Annotated in this window: 11 protein-coding genes and 1 tRNA gene; 9 read left to right on the top strand and 3 right to left on the bottom strand. The window is 68.1% G+C overall.

Annotated features, from left to right (window positions below):
- Positions 1-65 precede the first annotated feature (65 nt).
- From ACG3SL_RS15175 to ACG3SL_RS15185, 3 genes are read left to right on the top strand one after another with little or no spacing between them, the layout of a single operon-like run.
- On the top strand, positions 66-1,274 hold the full coding sequence (locus ACG3SL_RS15175; protein WP_448662017.1) for a pyridoxal phosphate-dependent aminotransferase: 1,209 nt from the start codon (positions 66-68) through the stop codon (positions 1,272-1,274).
- A 2-nt stretch (positions 1,275-1,276) separates the two neighbouring features.
- Positions 1,277-2,737, top strand: coding sequence for a S10 family serine carboxypeptidase-like protein (locus ACG3SL_RS15180; RefSeq protein ID WP_448662018.1), 1,461 nt, complete (start codon positions 1,277-1,279; stop codon positions 2,735-2,737).
- Positions 2,734-4,062: an APC family permease gene (locus ACG3SL_RS15185; protein WP_448662019.1), complete on the top strand. Its 1,329-nt coding sequence runs from the start codon at positions 2,734-2,736 to the stop codon at positions 4,060-4,062. Before ACG3SL_RS15180 ends, ACG3SL_RS15185 begins: the two co-directional genes overlap by 4 nt.
- 525 nt (positions 4,063-4,587) lie before the next feature.
- Here ACG3SL_RS15185 and ACG3SL_RS15190 read toward each other — a convergent pair.
- Positions 4,588-4,663, bottom strand: a tRNA-Thr gene (locus ACG3SL_RS15190).
- A gap of 186 nt (positions 4,664-4,849) precedes the next feature.
- Here ACG3SL_RS15190 and ACG3SL_RS15195 point away from each other — a divergent pair.
- From ACG3SL_RS15195 to ACG3SL_RS15220, 6 genes are all read left to right on the top strand, one after another.
- Positions 4,850-6,118, top strand: coding sequence for a PAS domain-containing protein (locus tag ACG3SL_RS15195; protein WP_448662020.1), 1,269 nt, complete (start codon positions 4,850-4,852; stop codon positions 6,116-6,118).
- A gap of 100 nt (positions 6,119-6,218) precedes the next feature.
- Positions 6,219-10,835 carry an NAD-glutamate dehydrogenase gene (locus tag ACG3SL_RS15200; protein WP_448665141.1) on the top strand — a complete coding sequence of 1,539 codons (4,617 nt, stop codon included), beginning with the start codon at positions 6,219-6,221 and terminating at the stop codon, positions 10,833-10,835.
- 481 nt (positions 10,836-11,316) lie between these two features.
- On the top strand, positions 11,317-11,973 hold the full coding sequence (locus ACG3SL_RS15205; RefSeq protein ID WP_448662021.1) for a PepSY-associated TM helix domain-containing protein: 657 nt from the start codon (positions 11,317-11,319) through the stop codon (positions 11,971-11,973).
- 14 nt (positions 11,974-11,987) lie between these two features.
- Complete coding sequence (locus tag ACG3SL_RS15210) at positions 11,988-12,512, top strand: DUF2271 domain-containing protein (protein WP_448662022.1); 525 nt, start codon at positions 11,988-11,990, stop codon at positions 12,510-12,512.
- Between the two features lie 17 nt (positions 12,513-12,529).
- Positions 12,530-13,423, top strand: a complete 894-nt coding sequence (locus ACG3SL_RS15215) for a DUF4198 domain-containing protein (RefSeq protein ID WP_448665142.1) — start codon at positions 12,530-12,532, stop codon at positions 13,421-13,423.
- Between the two features lie 20 nt (positions 13,424-13,443).
- The gene (locus ACG3SL_RS15220; protein ID WP_448662023.1) at positions 13,444-14,400 is read left to right on the top strand and encodes an FAD:protein FMN transferase; all 957 of its coding nucleotides are present in this window, start codon (positions 13,444-13,446) and stop codon (positions 14,398-14,400) included.
- 55 nt (positions 14,401-14,455) lie between these two features.
- On the opposite strand, the gene ACG3SL_RS15225 is transcribed toward ACG3SL_RS15220, so the two are convergent.
- Together ACG3SL_RS15225 and ACG3SL_RS15230 are read right to left on the bottom strand one after the other, a co-directional pair.
- Positions 14,456-16,519: a S9 family peptidase gene (locus ACG3SL_RS15225; protein WP_448662024.1), complete on the bottom strand. Its 2,064-nt coding sequence runs from the start codon at positions 16,517-16,519 to the stop codon at positions 14,456-14,458.
- A gap of 112 nt (positions 16,520-16,631) precedes the next feature.
- Positions 16,632-17,483: a GGDEF domain-containing protein gene (locus ACG3SL_RS15230; protein WP_448662025.1), complete on the bottom strand. Its 852-nt coding sequence runs from the start codon at positions 17,481-17,483 to the stop codon at positions 16,632-16,634.
- Positions 17,484-17,756 lie beyond the last annotated feature (273 nt).

Raw genomic sequence — 17,756 nt, forward strand, 5'->3', positions numbered from 1 at the left:
CCGGCACCGTGCCGGGCGGCACCCACAGGCGTGACCCCAGGCACGGACGGAAAACGAACCAGAACATGAACCGGCCGGAACCTACCGACCTTTTCCCCGCACCCTTCGGCGAAGCGGAAATCCCTGGCGCCGGGGCGCCGGTTGGGGAATCCTATTCGCATTGGGTGCGCCGGGTGATCCGCGCCGTCCGTTCGGAGCGCAATTTGCTGGTGAGCCTGTTCGACAGTTCCGTGCCGGAACCTTTCGACCTGCTGCGCCAGATCATTCTCGAAGGCTTCTCGGAACCGATCACCTCGCGCTACACCAGCGCCTTCGCCAGCGGGAACCCCTATGTCGTGGAGCAGCTGGCCCGGCGCTATGCCGTGCCGGCGGAGCAGGTGCTGTGCACCACGGGCGCAACCGGCGCGCTGTCGCTGATCTACCGCGCGATGCTGGCGCCGGGCGATCGCGTGCTGGTGGAAAATCCGGGCTTCGACCTGTTTCACAAGATCGCCGAGGCCCATGGCTTCGGCGTGGACCGCTTCGAGCGGCGGGGCGACCGGTTCACGATCGACCCGGACGCGCTTGCCGCGCGGATCGGGCCCAGGACGAAGCTGATCGTACTGTCCGATCTTCACAATCCCTCGGGCATGGCGCTGGACCGCGAGACCCTGATCGCGATCGGCACAATCGCCGAGGCGCGGGGCATCAGCGTGATCGTCGATGAGGTCTATGGCGACTATGTCGACGCCGCGCTGCGCCCGCTGCCCGCCGCCAGCCTGTCGCCCGCGCTGATCAGCGTGAGCAGCCTCACCAAGTCGCACGGGCTCAGCACGCTGCGCTGCGGCTGGATCGTCGGAGAGGCGGGGCGCGTGGCAACGATCCGCGCGCTGGCCGAGGAAATCGACTTCGGCGTATCCAACCTCGCCCATGCCTTTGCCGCGCTGGTGCTTGAACAGCCCAAGATGTTCGACGGCTATCGCAGCCGGATCATGTCGCGCGCGCGGCCGATTATCGAATCCTATCATCGCCACTGGCTGGAAGAGGGGCTGATCGAAGGCGCCCTGCCCGATTTCGGCTGCATCGCCTTCCCCCGGCTGGTCGGGATTCAGGATACCGTCGCCTTTTCCGAATGGCTGGCCGAGCGGTGCGGCGTGATCGTCGCGCCGGGAGAGTATTTCGGCGCGCCCGGGCATATCCGGATCGGCTTTGCCCGCGCGTCGTCGGAAGTGGATTATGGCCTGCAAGCCTTGACGGACGGCCTGATCCGCTATCGGGAGCAGCAGGGAGGATGAACATGCGCCGGAACATCAGGCACCTGTTGGGCAGCGCGGCGCTCATGGCGGCCGCCCTGCTTGCCAACCCGGTGCTGGCGCAGGTCCAGGCCCGCAGCGCGCAGACAGTGAAGGTCGCTGGCAAGACCGTGAAGGTGCAGGCCGAGGTTGGGCTGGAGCCCGTCGCCAGCAAACCGGGCAGGCAGGATGCGACCGCCGGATACATCTCCTATACCGGCCCGGCCCGCGCCGATCGACCGGTGCTCTTCATCTTCAACGGCGGCCCCGGTGCCGCCTCTGCCTATCTCCACATGGGCGCGCTCGGCCCGATGCGCGCGCAGGTGCCGCAGGACCCGGCGGCGACGCTGCCGGCCGAGGCGCCCGTCTCCGAGAACCCGGCATCGCTGCTCGATCTCGCCGATCTCGTCTTCGTCGATCCACCGGGCACGGGCTTCTCCACGATTGCCGACGATGCCGATCGCAGCGTGTACCAGTCGGTAAAGGGCGATGCCGACGCCGTCGCGCAGCTCGCGCAGGCGTGGCTGACCGCGCATGGCCGCACCCGCGCGCCGCTTTACATATTGGGGGAGAGCTACGGCACGATCCGCGCTGCGGCGATGGTCGAGGCACTGCGCCTGCGCGATCCCGCCCTGCAGGTGCGCGGCGTGCTGCTGCTCGGCCAGGCGCTCAACATGATCGAGACGTCACAGCGGCCCGACAACGTCATCACCTATCCGATCTCGCTGCCCACGCTGTCGGCGATCGCCTGCTACCACCGCAAGCGGCCCGCACCCTGCGATCCTGCCGCGAGCGCTGCCGAGGCGAGCGCGTTCGGCCCCGCCTATCTCGACGCGCTTTTCCGGGGTGCGGCGCTCGATGCCGGCACGCGCGCCGAGGTTGCGGCCCGGCTCGAAGACCTGACCGGCATCCCCCGCGCTTACTATCTGGCACACGACCTGCGCATCTCGAAGGAGCAGTTCCGCACGGAGCTGCTGCGGACGGACGGCAAGGTGCTGGGCCGTTACGATGCGCGCTACACCGCCCCCCGCCCCGCCAATGCCGGCGAGATCGTTGGGCCCGACGCCTTCTCGCCCGTTTCGGACCTGTACGCCAAGGCCGTGCTGGGCGCGCTCAAGCGTATCGGCGTGGCCGATCCGTCGCCGTACAAGGTGATCACGCGCTTCCCCGGCGACTGGGCCTATGGCTCGGGGGATTCGCCGTTCAACGACTGGCCGTTCATGGCCCAGCTCGAAAAGAACATGGCCGAAAACCCGAAGCTGCGGCTGTTCGTCGGCACCGGCCTGTTCGACCTGACCACCACCGTCGGCGCGGCCGACTATCTCTTCGCCCAGTCCTCTCTTCCCGCTGAGCGCTACTTCAACGCGCGCTATCCCGCCGGTCACGTCGCCTATTCGGATGACGCGAGCTGGCAGAAGCTCGTCTCCGAAATCCGCGCCTTCCTCATGGCCGGGGCCACGCAGTGAGCGAGCGCACCGGCGACGCGGCGCTGACCAAGGCCATCGACCTGGGCGGCGTGGTCGCGATGGGGCTGGGCACCGCTGTGGGCGTCTCGATCTTCTCGGCGATCGCGCCCGCCGCGGCCATCGCCGGCCCCGCGATGCTGTTCTCCGCGCTGATCGCCGCGTTGCCGATGTACCTGATTGCCGTGAGCTATGCCTTTCTCGGCTCGGCGCTGCCAGTGTCGGGCGCGTCCTTCGCGTGGCCCGCACGGTTCCTGAGCCCGAGCTGGGGCTTTTTCATCGCCTGGGCCCGGATTATCGCGAATATGGGAGCGATGGTGGTGCTGGCGCTGGTGCTGGTCCGCTACGGGTCGATGCTGGTGCCGTTGCCGGTCAAGCCGACCATGTTCCTGGCATTGCTTGCGGCGCTGCTGCTCAACCTGTTCGGCGTCCACATCGCCACCCGTGCGCAGAAGATCCTGTTGACCGGCATGCTGATCCTGTTTGCGATCTTCGTGGTCTGGGGCGGCGCGACGTCGGTGCGGCTCGACCATTTCGAGCCGATGTTTCCCCAGGGCTGGCACGGCATGATCGCCGCCACCCCGCTGCTGATGGGCCTCTTCTTCGGCATCGAGGCCGCGACCGAGGCGGGGGCCGAAGTCGCCGATAGCCGCAGGACCATTCCGCTCGGCATCGCCCTGTCGATCGGTTCGGCGACGCTGCTGTACCTTGCCGTCGGTTTCGTCGCGCTCGGCGTGCTCGGGGCGCCCGCGCTGGGCGCGAGCCAGGCGCCGATCCTCGACGCCGCCCGGCAGTTCATGGGGCCGGTCGCGACGCCGGCGATCGTGCTCGCGGCGGTGCTGTCGATCGGCAAGTCGCTGAATGCGATGTTCGCGATGTTCAGCCGCAGCCTCTACGCGATGGGCGCCGCAGGGATGCTCCCAGCCGCTTTCGCCCGCGTCCATCCACGCTGGAAGACACCGTACGTCGCATTGCTCGCGGTCTTCGGGATCGGCTGTTTCGGCCTGCTACTGCCAATGGAGCTCACGTTCCTGTTCCTCGCGGTCAACATTCCGAACCTGCTTAAATACGCCAGCATCTGCCTGTCCGCCGCCCGCGTGACCGAGCGGCATCCCGAACTGTACTCGGCCGCTGCATTCAAGCTGGCGCCGCGCCCTATGCGACTGGTTTCCTATGCGGGTACGCTGTGCGCCCTTGTGCTGATCTTTGTCGGGCTCGAAGCCGACTGGCGCCCCTATGTCTTGCTGGGGGCGTGGCTGGCGATCGGCGCGATCGTCCGCGTCGTGATGCTCGTGCGTGCAGCACCAGAACCGCATGCCATGCCTTGATCACCGTTTCGCCCACGCGCCGTTGATTAAGGTAGTCGGACCACCACTGCGCCATCCGGACCCGCTCCTCCCAATGGGCACCCCGATGATAGGCTGCCCGAACCCGATCCCTTTCGCCATGGGCCAATGCGCGCTCGATCGCATCGGGATGCCAAAGGCCTGACTCGTTGAGCAGCACGCTCGCCAGGGCGCGGAAGCAGTGGCTGGCCATTTCGTCATGTCCGAAGCCCAGCCGCCGCAGCGCGACGCTCAAGGTGTTGCCGGAGATCGGACGCAACGTCGTATGCAGCGCGGGGAACAGGAGTTCGCTGGATCGGGCAAGCGACCGCAGATCCCGGAGCAGGTTCAGCACCTGTCGCGATGGCTGCACGGCATGGGGCCAAGGCTCCTGAAGCGTTCGTGGCCCCAGGATTCGCGGCCCCTATTGCGTGGGCCACAGCGGAACATAATGAGAAAGCATGAGACCGCATTGCGCCCATTTTACCGCATATTTCTGCGGTTTCCAGCGATGTTCACTAGATGTAGTGGTGCCGCTTACAGGACTCGAACCTGTGACCCCCGCATTACGAATGCGATGCTCTACCAGCTGAGCTAAAGCGGCCCGTCCGAAGCGCGGTTGCGTCCGGAAGAGAGCGGCGCGCTTACCAGCAGGATTCGCGCCTGACAAGCACCTCGCGCGCATCGGACGCATAAAATCATCTTCGCCCCGCCTTTACGCGTCGTTTACCACGGACGATGCATAGGCGTACGGATGGTACGGGCGTGTATGCCCGAATTGGAGCAGCGCATGGACATCGCCCGCGGGATCAACGATCGATTCGATTCGGCGCACGAGCCCGATGACGAGAATGCGGCGGTGTCGGATCGCCCGCTTGAAATCGGCACCGACGAGCGGCGCATGCATGTGCGTGCGTACAATCATTGGGTGTCGCTGCTGCACGGCCGCCCCTATCCCTCGATCGAGGATCTGGACCCGGGCAGCATCGTCGATTTCGGGCCGCACAGCGTGCTGCTCGATTTCACGCGCGGGGTCGAGGACCCGGGGATTGCCTATCTCGGCCGGGCGCTGCGCGAGGAATGCGGCGTCGACGGGTCGATCAAGAAAGTCGCCGAAGTGCCCAGCCGCTCGCTGCTGTCGCGCCTCACCGACCATTATCTCCAGATCATCGCGAATCGCGCGCCAATCGGGTTCGAGGCGGAGTTCGTGGGCCAGCGGGGCCATAACACCGTCTATCGCGGCATCCTGATGCCCTTCTCGTCCGACTCGGACACGATCGATTTCATCTATGGCGTCATCAACTGGAAGGAACTGGTCGACGCCGAGACCCAGGCGAAGCTGACCGCCGAGGTCGAGCAGGCGCGCCGCACGCTGCCGCGCGCGCCTGTCGCGACGATCTGGGCGGATGGCCCCAGCGCCGGCTTCACGGCGCCGGTCGACCTGCCCGAGCCCGCCGCCCCCGCCCCGCTGTCCGACCAGGCATCGCTTTCGGACCGGCTGCTGCTGGCACGCGAATCGGCGGCCGCCGCACGCGCATCGGACACGCGCAGCCGCGCATCGCTGTATCGCGCGCTCAGCCGCGCCTATGACTTCGCGCTTGCCGCCGATCACGATGGCGAAGCCTATGCCGCTCTGCTCGCCGATGCCGGGCTGACGGCCCAGGCGCGCGCGCCGATGACCCCGCCGGTCAAGCTCGTGTTCGGCGCCGAGTACGACAAGACCCGGCTGACCGAATTCGCCGCCGTGCTCAGCCATGCCCGCCGCACCGGCGTGCCGCAGGGCGGGCTCGATGCGTTCCTCGATTCGGTCGAAGGCGGGATCAAGGGCGTGGTTAAGGCCGAGCGCCTGCATCGCCGCCCGACCGTGGCGGACATCTATGCCCGCGCCGCCGCCGAACTGCGCGCCCGCGCGCCGCTCGCGCATGTCGCGATCGATGCGGGGGGCGACGAATTCGTCGTGCTGCTTGCCCGCGCCGGCAGCAACGGGCTGGATATCGTGGCACGGGTGGAGGACGACGACGCCCTTACCCAGCGCGCGATCCGCAAGGCGGCCGCCTGACGCAAAACCGCCTCCGTACGGTTACGGAACGTAGTTTCGATCGCTGCTTTCCAGCCTCCAAAGCCTTGAGCTAGGCCGCTGAGGGGCGCATATGCGCTCCATGAAAAACATGATGACGTCGCTGATGCAGGCGTTCGAGGAACGGCTGCTCGAAGGGGCCCTGCCGGGAGAGTTGGAAGGTTTCGATGCGGCCGAGCGGGCCGAGGCGGCGGATTTCGTCGCCGGCGCCGCCGCCGTACGGTCTGCGCGCACGCCGCAGATCCGGCTCGAATCCTATCGGGACGAGGACCGGCGCCAGATGCGGCTCGCGGTCGTCAACGACGACATGCCCTTCCTGGTCGATTCGATCTCTGCGGCGATCGCGGCGCACGATCTGGGCATCCACCGCATCATCCATCCGGTCATGCCGATCGCGCGCGACGCGAGCGGGGCGATCACCGGGCTGGGCGACGCCCCCGGCGCGGTGCCCGAATCGATCATCTACATCGAAATGGAGCGCGCCGATTCCAAGCGCCGCCGCAACCTGGCGAGCGAACTGGAACGCATCCTCGAGCACGTCCGCGACGTGGTGGACGACTGGCGCCCGCTCCAGCGCGCGATGGGCGCCGACGCGGTCCAGATCCCCTCGCGCGAGGGAGAGGCGCTGCTGCGCTGGTTCGCCGACGATGCGATGACGCTGCTCGGGCACGAAACGTGGACCGCCGAGGGCGAGGCCGCCGACCATCTGGGGCTGTCGCGCTACACGCTCGACGTGCCGCTGCTGGCGGAAAGCTCGCGCCAGGCGGCGCTGCGCTATTTCCGGGAGGGCGGCGAAGCGCCGCTGCTGCTCAAGTCGAACGCGCTGTCGACGGTGCATCGCAGCGCCCCGCTCGACATCATCGTCGTGCCGGTCAAGGCGGGCGAGACCGTCACCGGGCTGTCGATCCATATCGGCCTGTGGACCAGCCAGGCGCTGTTCACCCCGCCCCAGCTGGTGCCGATGCTGCGCAACCGGCTGGAGACGCTGGAGGAGAAGTTCGGCTTCGACCCCAATGGCCATACCGGCAAGGCGATGACCCACGCGCTCACCGCGCTCCCGCACGACCTGACCACGGCGTTCGACACGGCGTCGCTCGAAAACCTGGTGCTCACCGCCATGTCGGTCGCGGATCGCCCGCGCTCGAAGCTGGTGCTGGTGCGCAGCCCGCTGGGGCGCCATCTGTTCGCGTTCGTCTGGCTGCCGCGCGACCAGATCGCCACCGGCCACCGCGAGGCGATCGGCGACATGCTGGAAAAGGCCGCGCATGCCCAGCTCATCAGCTGGTCGATCGCGCTGGAAGACGGCGTGACGGCGCAGATCCGCTACACGCTCGATCTGCGCAATGGCGGGGTGATGCCCGATGCCGAAGCGCTCGACGCGCGGCTGGGGCGGATGGTGCGCGGCTGGGTGCCGGCGGTGGAGGCCGTGCTTGCCGACCAGATCGGCAGCGGCGCCTATCGCCTGACACTGCGCTTCGCCAACGCCTTCCCCCAGGTCTATCGCGCCACCCACACGCCCGAGGAAGCGGCGCAGGACGTGCTCGGCATCGGCGCGCTGGAGACGCCCGAAAATCGTGGCGTGCGGATCGTGCCGCACGCGAAAAAGGCGGGCAGCTATCGCATCAAGCTGTACCGGCTGGGCGGCGCGCTGCCGCTGTCCGATGCAGTGCCGGTGTTCGAGAATTTCGGCTTCCGCGTCGTCGACGAAGTGCCGACCGAGCTGCTCAACGGCGCCTTCATCCATGATTTCGAAGTCGAGCCGACCAGCCCGGCGGAAACGCTGGACCGTGACCCCGGCACCGTCGAGCGCGCGATCGCCGCAGTACTCGAAGGGCGCGCCGAGAACGATCTGTTCAACCGGCTGATCGTCGAGGCGGGCATGGCCCCGTCCGCCGTGGTGCTGTTCCGCGCCTGGTTCCGCTATCTGCGCCAGACCGGCATGAACTATGGCATGGCGACCGTGGTCGACGCGCTGCGCCGCGCGCCGCTGGTCGCCGCCGGGCTGATCGACCGGTTCGAGGGCGCACACAATCCCGCGCGCCAGGGCGACACCGAACTGGTCGAAGAGGCAACGCGCGCGATCGACGCCGGGCTCGACCTGGTCTCCGCGATCGACGACGACCGCATCCTGCGCATGCTCAAGGGCGTGGTGCTCGCCACGCTGCGCACCAATGCCTTTGCCCCCGCCGCAGCCGAAGCACTGGCGTTCAAGCTCGATTCGGCCAAGGTCCCCGGCCTGCCCGCGCCGCTGCCTTGGCGCGAGATCTGGGTATACAGCCCCCGCGTCGAGGGCATCCACCTGCGCGCCGGCCCGGTCGCGCGCGGCGGGCTACGCTGGTCCGACCGGCGCGACGATTTCCGCACCGAGATATTGGGGCTGATGAAGGCGCAGCGCGTGAAGAACGCGGTGATCGTGCCCACCGGCGCGAAGGGCGGCTTCTATCCCAAGCTGCTCCCCTCCCCCGCCACCGATCGCGACGCGTGGCTGGCCGAGGGGACCGAGAGCTATCGCATCTTCATCCGATCGCTGCTGTCGATCACCGACAATATCGTCGCGAACGAAGTCGTGCATCCCGAAGGCGTCGTGATCCACGACGGCCAGGACCCCTATTTCGTCGTAGCCGCCGACAAGGGCACGGCAACCTTCTCCGACGTTGCCAACAGAATCGCGACCGATCGCAATTTCTGGCTGGGCGATGCCTTCGCCTCGGGCGGGTCGCATGGCTATGACCATAAGGCGATGGGCATCACCGCCAAGGGGGCCTGGGTCTCGGTCACGCGGCATTTCCTGGAAATGGGCATCGACGTGCAGGCGGAGTCGGTCCGCGTCGCCGGCTGCGGCGACATGTCGGGCGACGTGTTCGGCAACGGGATGCTGCTGTCCAAGGCGCTGAAGGTCGTGGCCGCGTTCGATCACCGCCACATCTTCCTCGATCCCGATCCCGATCCGGCGAAGAGCTGGGCCGAACGCGCGCGCATGTTCGCGCTGCCGCGCTCGAGCTGGGCCGATTACGACCCCAGCCTGATCTCGCAGGGCGGCGGCGTGTTCGCCCGCACCGAAAAGTCGATCAAGCTGACGCCCGAGGTCCAGGCGATGCTGGGGCTGGGCGTCACCGAAATCGATCCCACCTCGCTCATCACTGCGATCCTCAAGTCGCAGGTCGACCTGCTGTGGTTCGGCGGCATCGGCACCTATATCAAGGCGGCGGTCGAGAGCCATGTCGACGTGGGCGATCCCGCCAACGACCGGCTGCGCGTCAATGCCGAGGATGTCCGCGCCAAGGTGATCGGCGAAGGCGCCAATCTGGGCGTCACCCAGGCCGCGCGCATTGTCTTTGCCGCGCATGGCGGGCGCCTCAACACCGACTTCATCGACAATTCGGCGGGCGTCGATTGTTCGGACAATGAAGTGAACATCAAGATCGCGCTCAACCGCGAGATGATCGAAGGGCGTCTGGCCTTCGCCGACCGCAACGTCCTGTTGTCCGAGATGACCGACGATGTCGCGCATCTGGTGCTGGAGGATAACCGCCTCCAGACGCTGGCGCTGTCGGTCATGGAAGCGGCGGGGCCGGTGGCGTTGCCCAGCTATGTGCGCGTCATCGAAATGCTGGAAAGCAACGGCCGGCTCGACCGTGCGGTCGAGGGGCTGGCGGGCAACGACGATCTGCTGCGCCGCGCGCAGGAGGGCCATGGCCTGACCCGGCCCGAACTCGCCGTGCTGCTCGCCTCGGCCAAGCTGGCGTTGCAGGACGCGATCGAGCGGCGCGAGCTGGGGCTGCTGCCCGAACTGGCCGAGGATCTCCACGCCGCCTTCCCGCGCGCGATGCAGGCGCGCTTCGCTGCCGCGATCGACGACCACCGGCTGCGCGGCGAAATCGTCGCGACCAAGCTGGCCAACCGCATCATCAACCGGCTGGGCGTGCTTCACCCGTTCGAGCTGGCGGAAGAGGAAGGCGCGGCGATGGCTGATATCGCGGCGATGTTCGTCGTCGCCGAGCGGCTGTTCGGCCTGCCCGAATTGTGGGAGACGATCGAAACCACGCCGATGGCCGAAGGCGCGCGCATCGCCCTGTTCGACGAAGTCGCGGTCACGACGCGCGGCCACATCGCCGACCTGCTCCGGCTGTGCAAGCCGGGCACGGCACCCGGCGCGGTGGTCGAACGCCTGTTGCCGGGCATCGCCACCCTCGATCACCAGGCCCAGGCGCTGATCCTGGAGGAAGTGCGCAACCAGAGCGGCCAGCTGGCCCAGCGGCTCGAAGCGACCGGCGCGCCGACCGAGCTGGTGACCAAGGTGGTGCGCCTGTTCGAGCTGGACGGCGTGATCGGGCTCGCCGACCTCAGCGTGCGCAGCCATATCGACGAGACCGTGCTCGCCCGCGCCTTTACCGAACTCGGCAGCGCGCTGGGGCTCGATTGGGCGCAGTCGACGGCGGCGCGGATCACCACCGGCGATCCGTGGGAGCGGCTGTTGCTGGCGGGGCTCGCGCGCGACTTCCAGCAATTGCGGCTGGAATTCCTGGGTCGCATTCCGGGCGACGATCCGCAACAGGGGCTCGACGCATGGCTCGCGGAAAACGCACCGCGCGTCGACCAGTTCGCCAACCTCGTCCGCCGCGCGCGCCAGGTCGCCAGCCCCAACGCCGCGATGCTCGCCCAGATCGCCGGCCAGGCCCGCGTCCTGCTGGGACGCTGAACCAACACTCTCTCCCCGTGTCCCGGGGAGAGGGTGACCGGGGGACCGTTCCGCTCTCGGGAACCCGCCATTGGTTCCCCCGCGAAAGCGGGGGCCCAGAGCCCCGAGCGCACCGCCCGTAACCCTGAACTCCTGCCTGCGCAGGAGAACAGAAACCGCGATGGGCACCCGCCTGCCACGACCCGCCCCGCCGTTCCCCCGCGAAAGCGGGGGCCCAGGGCCCCGAGCGCACCGCCCGTAACCCTGGGCTCCTGCCTTCGCAGGAGAACAGAAACCGCGATGGGCACCCGCCTGCCACGACCCGCCCCGCCGTTCCCCCGCGAAAGCGGGGGTCTAGAGCCCCGAGCACACCGCCCGTAACCCCGGACTCCTGCCTTCGCAGGAGAACAGAAACCCGAACGTCCCCACCCCAATCGCATTGCAATTGCGAATCGTTCTCTTTATCCGGCGGTAGCAACTTCGCACGAGTCCTACCCGCCCCATGCATGGAACTGCCCCTGCCGACGCTGCGCGCGCCGCTAAAGCCAAGCGCAGCCGCAAGAGCTTCTGGCTGAAGCAGCTTCATACCTGGCACTGGATGAGTTCGGCGATCAGCCTGGTCGGGCTGATGCTGTTCGCGATCACCGGCTTCACGCTCAATCACGCCGCCGACATCGAAGGGTCGCCCAAATCGGTTGAGACTGCGGCGCAATTGCCGCCTGCGTTGCTGGCGCAGGTGAAGCCCGACGACGCGCCCGATGCGAAGAAGCCGCTGCCCGCGCCCGTCGCCGCCTTTGTCGAAAGCAAGCTGCCGCTCAAGGCAGCCGGCATCGCCGAATGGTCCGCCGACGAAATCTACCTCGCGCTGCCGCGTCCCGGCGGCGACGGCTGGATCTCGATCGATCGCGAGACCGGCGCGGTCACGTCCGAAGTCACGTCGCGCGGCTGGATCGCGTACCTCAACGATCTCCACAAGGGGCGCAACGCCGGCACGGTGTGGAAATGGTTCCTCGACATCTTCGTGCTCGCCTGCGTCATCTTCTCGCTGACGGGCCTGGTCCTGCTCCAGATGCATTCGAAGCACCGCAAGAGCACCTGGCCGCTGGTCGGCCTGGGGCTGCTCATCCCGGCGCTGATCGCCCTGTTCTTCATTCACTAAAGGAAAGCGTCGCCATGCAGTTTCGCCTGACCGGACTTGCCACCGCCGCGCTGGGCGGGGTGGCGGTCTTCCCCGCCGGGGCCGCCGCCCAGACGCTGGACGTCAGCATCACCATCCCCAAGCTGACCGTCGCCGAATATCACCGCCCCTATGTCGCGATCTGGCTGGAGAAGGAAGGCGCGGCACCGCGCACGCTTTCGGTCTGGTACGACGTGAACAAGCGCGGCGGCGAAGGCACCAAATGGCTGCGCGACATCCGCCAATGGTGGCGCGCCTCGGGCCGCACGATGCAGTTCCCGGCGGACGGCGTCAGCGGCGCCACGCGCGCGCCGGGCGTGCAGAAGCTGCGCCTGACCGCCGGCAGCGGCGCAATGCCCGCGCTGTCGGGCGGCACCTACACGCTGGTGATCGAGGCTGCGCGCGAAGTCGGCGGCCGCGAAGTCGTCCGCGTGCCCTTCACCTGGAACGGCACCAGCGCCACCGCGAGTGCCAAGGGCGCGAGCGAGCTGGGCGCCGTCTCGCTCACCGTCAAGCGTTAACCCGGAGTCCTGCCATGATGCACTTCCGTACCCCCCTGATCGCGCTTGCCGCCGTGACCGCGATCGTCGCCCCCGCCGCCATCGCCCACCGCATGTGGCTGTTGCCGTCGTCCACCACCGTGTCGGGCACCGACAATTGGGTGACGGTGGACGCCGCCGTGTCGAACGACCTGTTCTTCTTCGATCACCGCCCGCTCGCGATCGTCCCCACCGTGCTCCAGCCCGACGGGACCGAGGGCAAGGTCGAGCATCACGCCGTCGGCCAGTTCCGCGCGACCTTCGACGTGCATCTGACGCAGCAGGGCACGTACAAGATCGGCTTCGTAAACCAGGGGCTGATGGGCAGCTATATGCTCAACGGCGAGCGCAAGATGCTGCCGCGCGGCACCACGGCGGCGACGCTGGCTTCGGCCATCCCGGCGGGCGCGACCGACGTCGTCACGACGGAAAACAGCACCCGCAACGAAATCTTCGTGACGCAGGGCGCGCCCACCACCACCGTGTTCAAGCCGACCGGCAAGGGGCTGGAGCTGGTGCCGGTGACGCACCCGAACGATCTCGTTGCCGGCGAAGGCGCGACGTTCCAGTTCGTGCTCGACGGCAAGCCCGCCGCCGGCATGTTCGTGACGGCGATCCCCGGCGGCAACCGCTATCGGGATTCGCTCGGCCAGATCGATCTCAAGACCGACGCGCAGGGCAAGGTCACGATCAAATGGCCGACGCCGGGCATGTACTGGCTCAACGTCACCCCCAACGCTCCGCGTCCTGAGGGGCAGGAAGGCCCCGGCGGTCCGGGCATGGGCCAGGGCGGCCCCGGTGGTCCCGGCGCAGGTGCAGGCGCACCCCGCCCCGCCGGCCCGCAGCCGCGCCGCGTGAGCTACACCACCACGCTGGAAGTACTGGCGCCCTGACCTTCGAGTCGCGCATTGCCGTGCCACCCGGCCTGTCGCCCGCGGCGTTCCGCAGGCGGCAGGCCGGTGCGCAGGTATCGCTGTTCCAGGGCATGACGATGGGCACCGGCTGGTCGGTCCGCGCCGTGGGAGCGGACGCGGGCACGCCCGCCACGATTCAGGCCGCGCTCGACCGCGTCGTCGCGGAAATGAGCCACTGGGCACCCGATTCCGCGCTGAGCCGCTTCAACCGCGCCGAGCCGGGGCGCTGGCAGCCCCTGCCCCCCGGCTTCGCCACCGTGCTGGCCGCTGCGCTCGATGTTGCCACCGCCAGCGAGGGCGCATTCGATCCGGCGATGGGCCAGCTGGCGGACCTGTGGGGCTTCGGCCCGCCCGGCCCGCGCGAGGGCGTGCCCAGCGACGCCGCAATCGCCGACGCGCTGGCCCGTTCGGGCGCGCGCCATATCGTCCACGACAGCCGCCGCGCCCACCGCACCGCGCCGGTCGCGCTCGATTTCTCAGGGATCGCCAAGGGCCATGCCGTCGACGCCGTGGCAGAGCGGCTGCACGGCGCGGGCTTGAGCGACTTCCTCGTCGAGATCGGCGGCGAGCTGCGCGGCGAGGGGATCAAGCCCGATGGCCAGCCCTGGTGGGTCGATGTCGAGCCCGTCCCCGGCATCCCCACAGCACCGCTGCGCGTGGCGCTCCACGGCCTGTCGATCGCGACCTCGGGCGATTACCGGCGCGGCTTCACGCAGGACGGCCAGCGTTACGCCCACACGATCGACCCACGCACCGGCCGCCCGCTTGCGAATGGCGTGGCGTCGGTGTCGGTGCTGCACCCGCGCTGCATGCTCGCCGACGCCTGGGCCACCGCGCTCGGCGTGCTCGGCCCCGCCGGCATGGCGCTGGCAGACCGCGAGGGGCTCGCCGCGCACATGCTGGTGCGGGGCCAGGGCGAGTTCGTCTCGTCGAAACTGCGCGACATGCTGAGCTGATCCCCGTTCCCCCGCGAAAGCGGGGGCCCAGGGCCGCCGGGCAAACCGCCTGCGATTACCCCTCGCCCCCCAGCTGCCACAGCACGAACGCCATTTCGTCCGCCGCTTCCTTCAAACTCTCCCACCGGCCCGATTTGCCGCCATGGCCCGCGCCCATGTTGGTCTTGAGCAGCAGCACGTTATCGTCGGTCTTGGTCGCGCGCAGCCTCGCCGCCCATTTGGCCGGCTCCCAATAGGTCACGCGCGGATCGTTGAGCCCGCCCGAGATGAACAGCGGCGGATAGGCCTGTGCCCGCACATTGTCGTACGGGCTGTACGATCGGATCAGTTCGAACGCCGCCGGGTCCTCCACCGGGTTGCCCCATTCGGGCCACTCGCCCGGCGTCAGCGGCAGCGTCTCGTCCAGCATCGTGTTGAGCACGTCGACAAACGGCACGTCGGCGATCACCGCGCCCCACAATTCGGGATCGGAATTGACCACCGCCCCCATCAGCTCGCCGCCCGCGCTGCGCCCGGCGATCGCGACGCCTCCCGCATGGGTAAAGCCGCGTTCGATTAGCCCCCTGGCCACATCGACGAAATCGTTGAACGTGTTGGTGCGCTTTTCCAGCTTGCCGTCCAGATACCATTGCTGGCCCAGATCGTCGCCGCCGCGGATATGCGCGATGGCATAGGCGATGCCGCGATCGAGGAACGACATCCGGCTGGTCGAGAATCCCGGCGCGATCGCATGGCCATAGGCGCCATAGGAATAGAGATAGAGCTTGCCGCTCCCGTCGCGCGGGAAATCGCGCGGATAGACGATCGACACCGGCACTTCGGTGCCGTCGCGCGCGGTGATCTTCAGCCGCTCGGTCGCATATTTGCTGCCGTCATAGCCGCTGGGGATCTCCTGGACCTTCAGCGTCTCCAGCTCGCCGGTCGCGACGTGATAGTCCTGCACCGTCCCCGGCGTGACCATCGATTCATAGCCCAGCCGCAGCTTGCGCACTGCATATTCGGGATTGTCGCCCAGGCCGGCGACATAGCTCGCCTCGGGGAATTTGAGCCGCACCGGCGGCACGGCGGGGTCGTATCGGTGCAGCTCGATCTGGTCGAGCCCGTCCTCGCGCCCCTCGACCACGAAGAAATCGGCGAAACAGGTGACGCCGGTCATGTAGAAATGCCGCGACGGCGCGATCCGCTCGCGCCATTCGCCGGGCGCATCCACGCTCGCGGTCACCAGCCGGAATTGCGGGTCGATGTCGTTGGTGTGGATGAACAGCGTGCCGTCATGCTCGTCCACGTCATATTCGCGCCCCGGCTTGCGCGGACTGACGCAGACCAGCGGTGCCGCCGGATTGTCGGCGGGGAGCAGATAGACTTCGCTGGTCACATGGTCGCCGGTCGAGACGAGCAGATATTTGCGCGACTGGGTCTCGCCCACGGCGACGCGATACCCCTCATCCGCCTCGCGGAAGATTTCCAGATCGTCCTCGATCGCGTCGCCCAATTTGTGCCAGCGGGCATTGTCGGTCCGCCAGTTCTCGTTCGCCAGGCCGTAGAGGAACCCCTTGGAATCCGACGTCCAGACAATCTCGGACAGCATCCCCGAAATCACATCGGGCAACAGCTCGCCCGTCTCCAGGTCCTTCACCCGGACCTCGAACCGCTCGGACCCGTTGTCGTCGAACGCATAGGCCAGCCAGCGACCGTCCGGGCTGCCCGAAATCGCGCCCAGCCGGAAATATTCCTTGCCCGCCGCGAGCGCCGGCTCGTCCAGGATCAGCTGGTCCTCGCCGCCGTTGACGTGCCGCCGCCACCAGCGCGGATATTCGCCGCCGGTCTCGTAATCGGTCCAGTAGATCCAGTCGCCGTCCTGCTGCGGCACGGTCGATTCGTCTTCCTTGATGCGCCCGCGCATCTCGGTGAACAGCCGGTCGGACAGCGGCTTGTGCGGCGCCATCACGGCCTCGAAATAGGCGTTCTCTTCGTCCAGATAGGCCAGCACGTCCTTGTCGGTGACGTCGGGGTATCCGGGGTCCTTGATCCACGCCCAGGGGTCTTCGATCGTGACACCGTGCCGCTCGAAGCTGAAGGGGCGGGTCGCGGCGACGGGGGGCTTGGGAAAATCGGTCATCCCGCCCCCATAGCCGCCCGCCCGCACCGGGGGAACCACGCGTTCAGCGGAGCCTTCGATCTTCCCCCCTCCCGCTTGCGGGAGGGGTATAAGGAAACATTGGTAACACCGTTCAGTCGGCGCCCACTTCGCCTGCCGCCACCGGCGCCTCGCGCACGATGCGGTCGCGGCCGGCGTGCTTGGCCTCGTACAGCGCCTCGTCGGCAAGGTTGAGCGACGCCTCCAGCCAGCCCTGGCGGAACCGCGCCAGCCCGGCCGAGAAGGTCACCGGCCGCCCGTCCACCGTCGCCAGCGGGTCCTCGCGCAGCGAGCGCGCCACGCGCTCCAGCACGGTCGCGGCCTCGCGCTCGGTCACGTCCCAGAACAGCACGGAGAACTCCTCCCCGCCCCATCGCGCCAGCACGTCGCGGCGGCGCAGCTCGGCGGACAATCGCCCGGCAAAGCCGCGCAGCACCAGGTCGCCGGTGTCATGCCCCAGCCGGTCGTTGACCTGCTTGAAATAATCCAGGTCGAGCAGCGCGATCACGCCGTGGCTGCGCGCCTCGGCCCGCTCGATCTCGGCCAGAAAGCCGCGCCGGTTGAGCGCCCCCGTCAGCACATCCTCGTGCGCCGCCAGTTCGAGCGCGCGGGCGCGGCGATCCGCTGCGTCGCCCGCGGGGTTCACCCCGTCGAGCACCGCGCCGGCCACGTCCTTGCCCGGCGGCAGCGGCAGCGGCGCCTTGCCCTGCTCGATCGCCGCCTGCAACGGCGCCAGCAACGCGCCGATCCCCGACAGCGCCAGCCCCATGCCGATCACCGTGGCCAGGAGCAGCAACAACACATCGGCCAGCACCAGCCGCCCCGTCGCGACGCCCCACAGGATATAGGTCAGCAACGGCACATGCGTCCCCACGAAACAGATCGCAAACAGCCGCAGGCGGAAACTGCGCGGGAAAATGAACGACGTGGCGAGGTAAAAACGCATTCGGAGGGTACGCCCTTTGGTACAAAGTCGATGTGGGAATGCCGTGGGAACGGCATCGTGAACGCAAGCCCAAGATTTGTGCTTAACGAAAGCGGATTGCGGCGGATCGAGGCTGGCAAGTGCCGATGGGATGCCCCCGCCGCCCCGCATTCGCACCGAACCGTCGCAATCGCCAGAGCGATGCGCGCACCACGCTCCTCTCCCCGGTGGAAAAGCGCCTCCGGCTTAAGCGGTGGGCGACCCTCTATTTCGTCATCCCGGCGAAGGCCGGGA

The sequence above is a fragment of the Sphingomonas degradans genome (genome assembly GCF_053502645.1).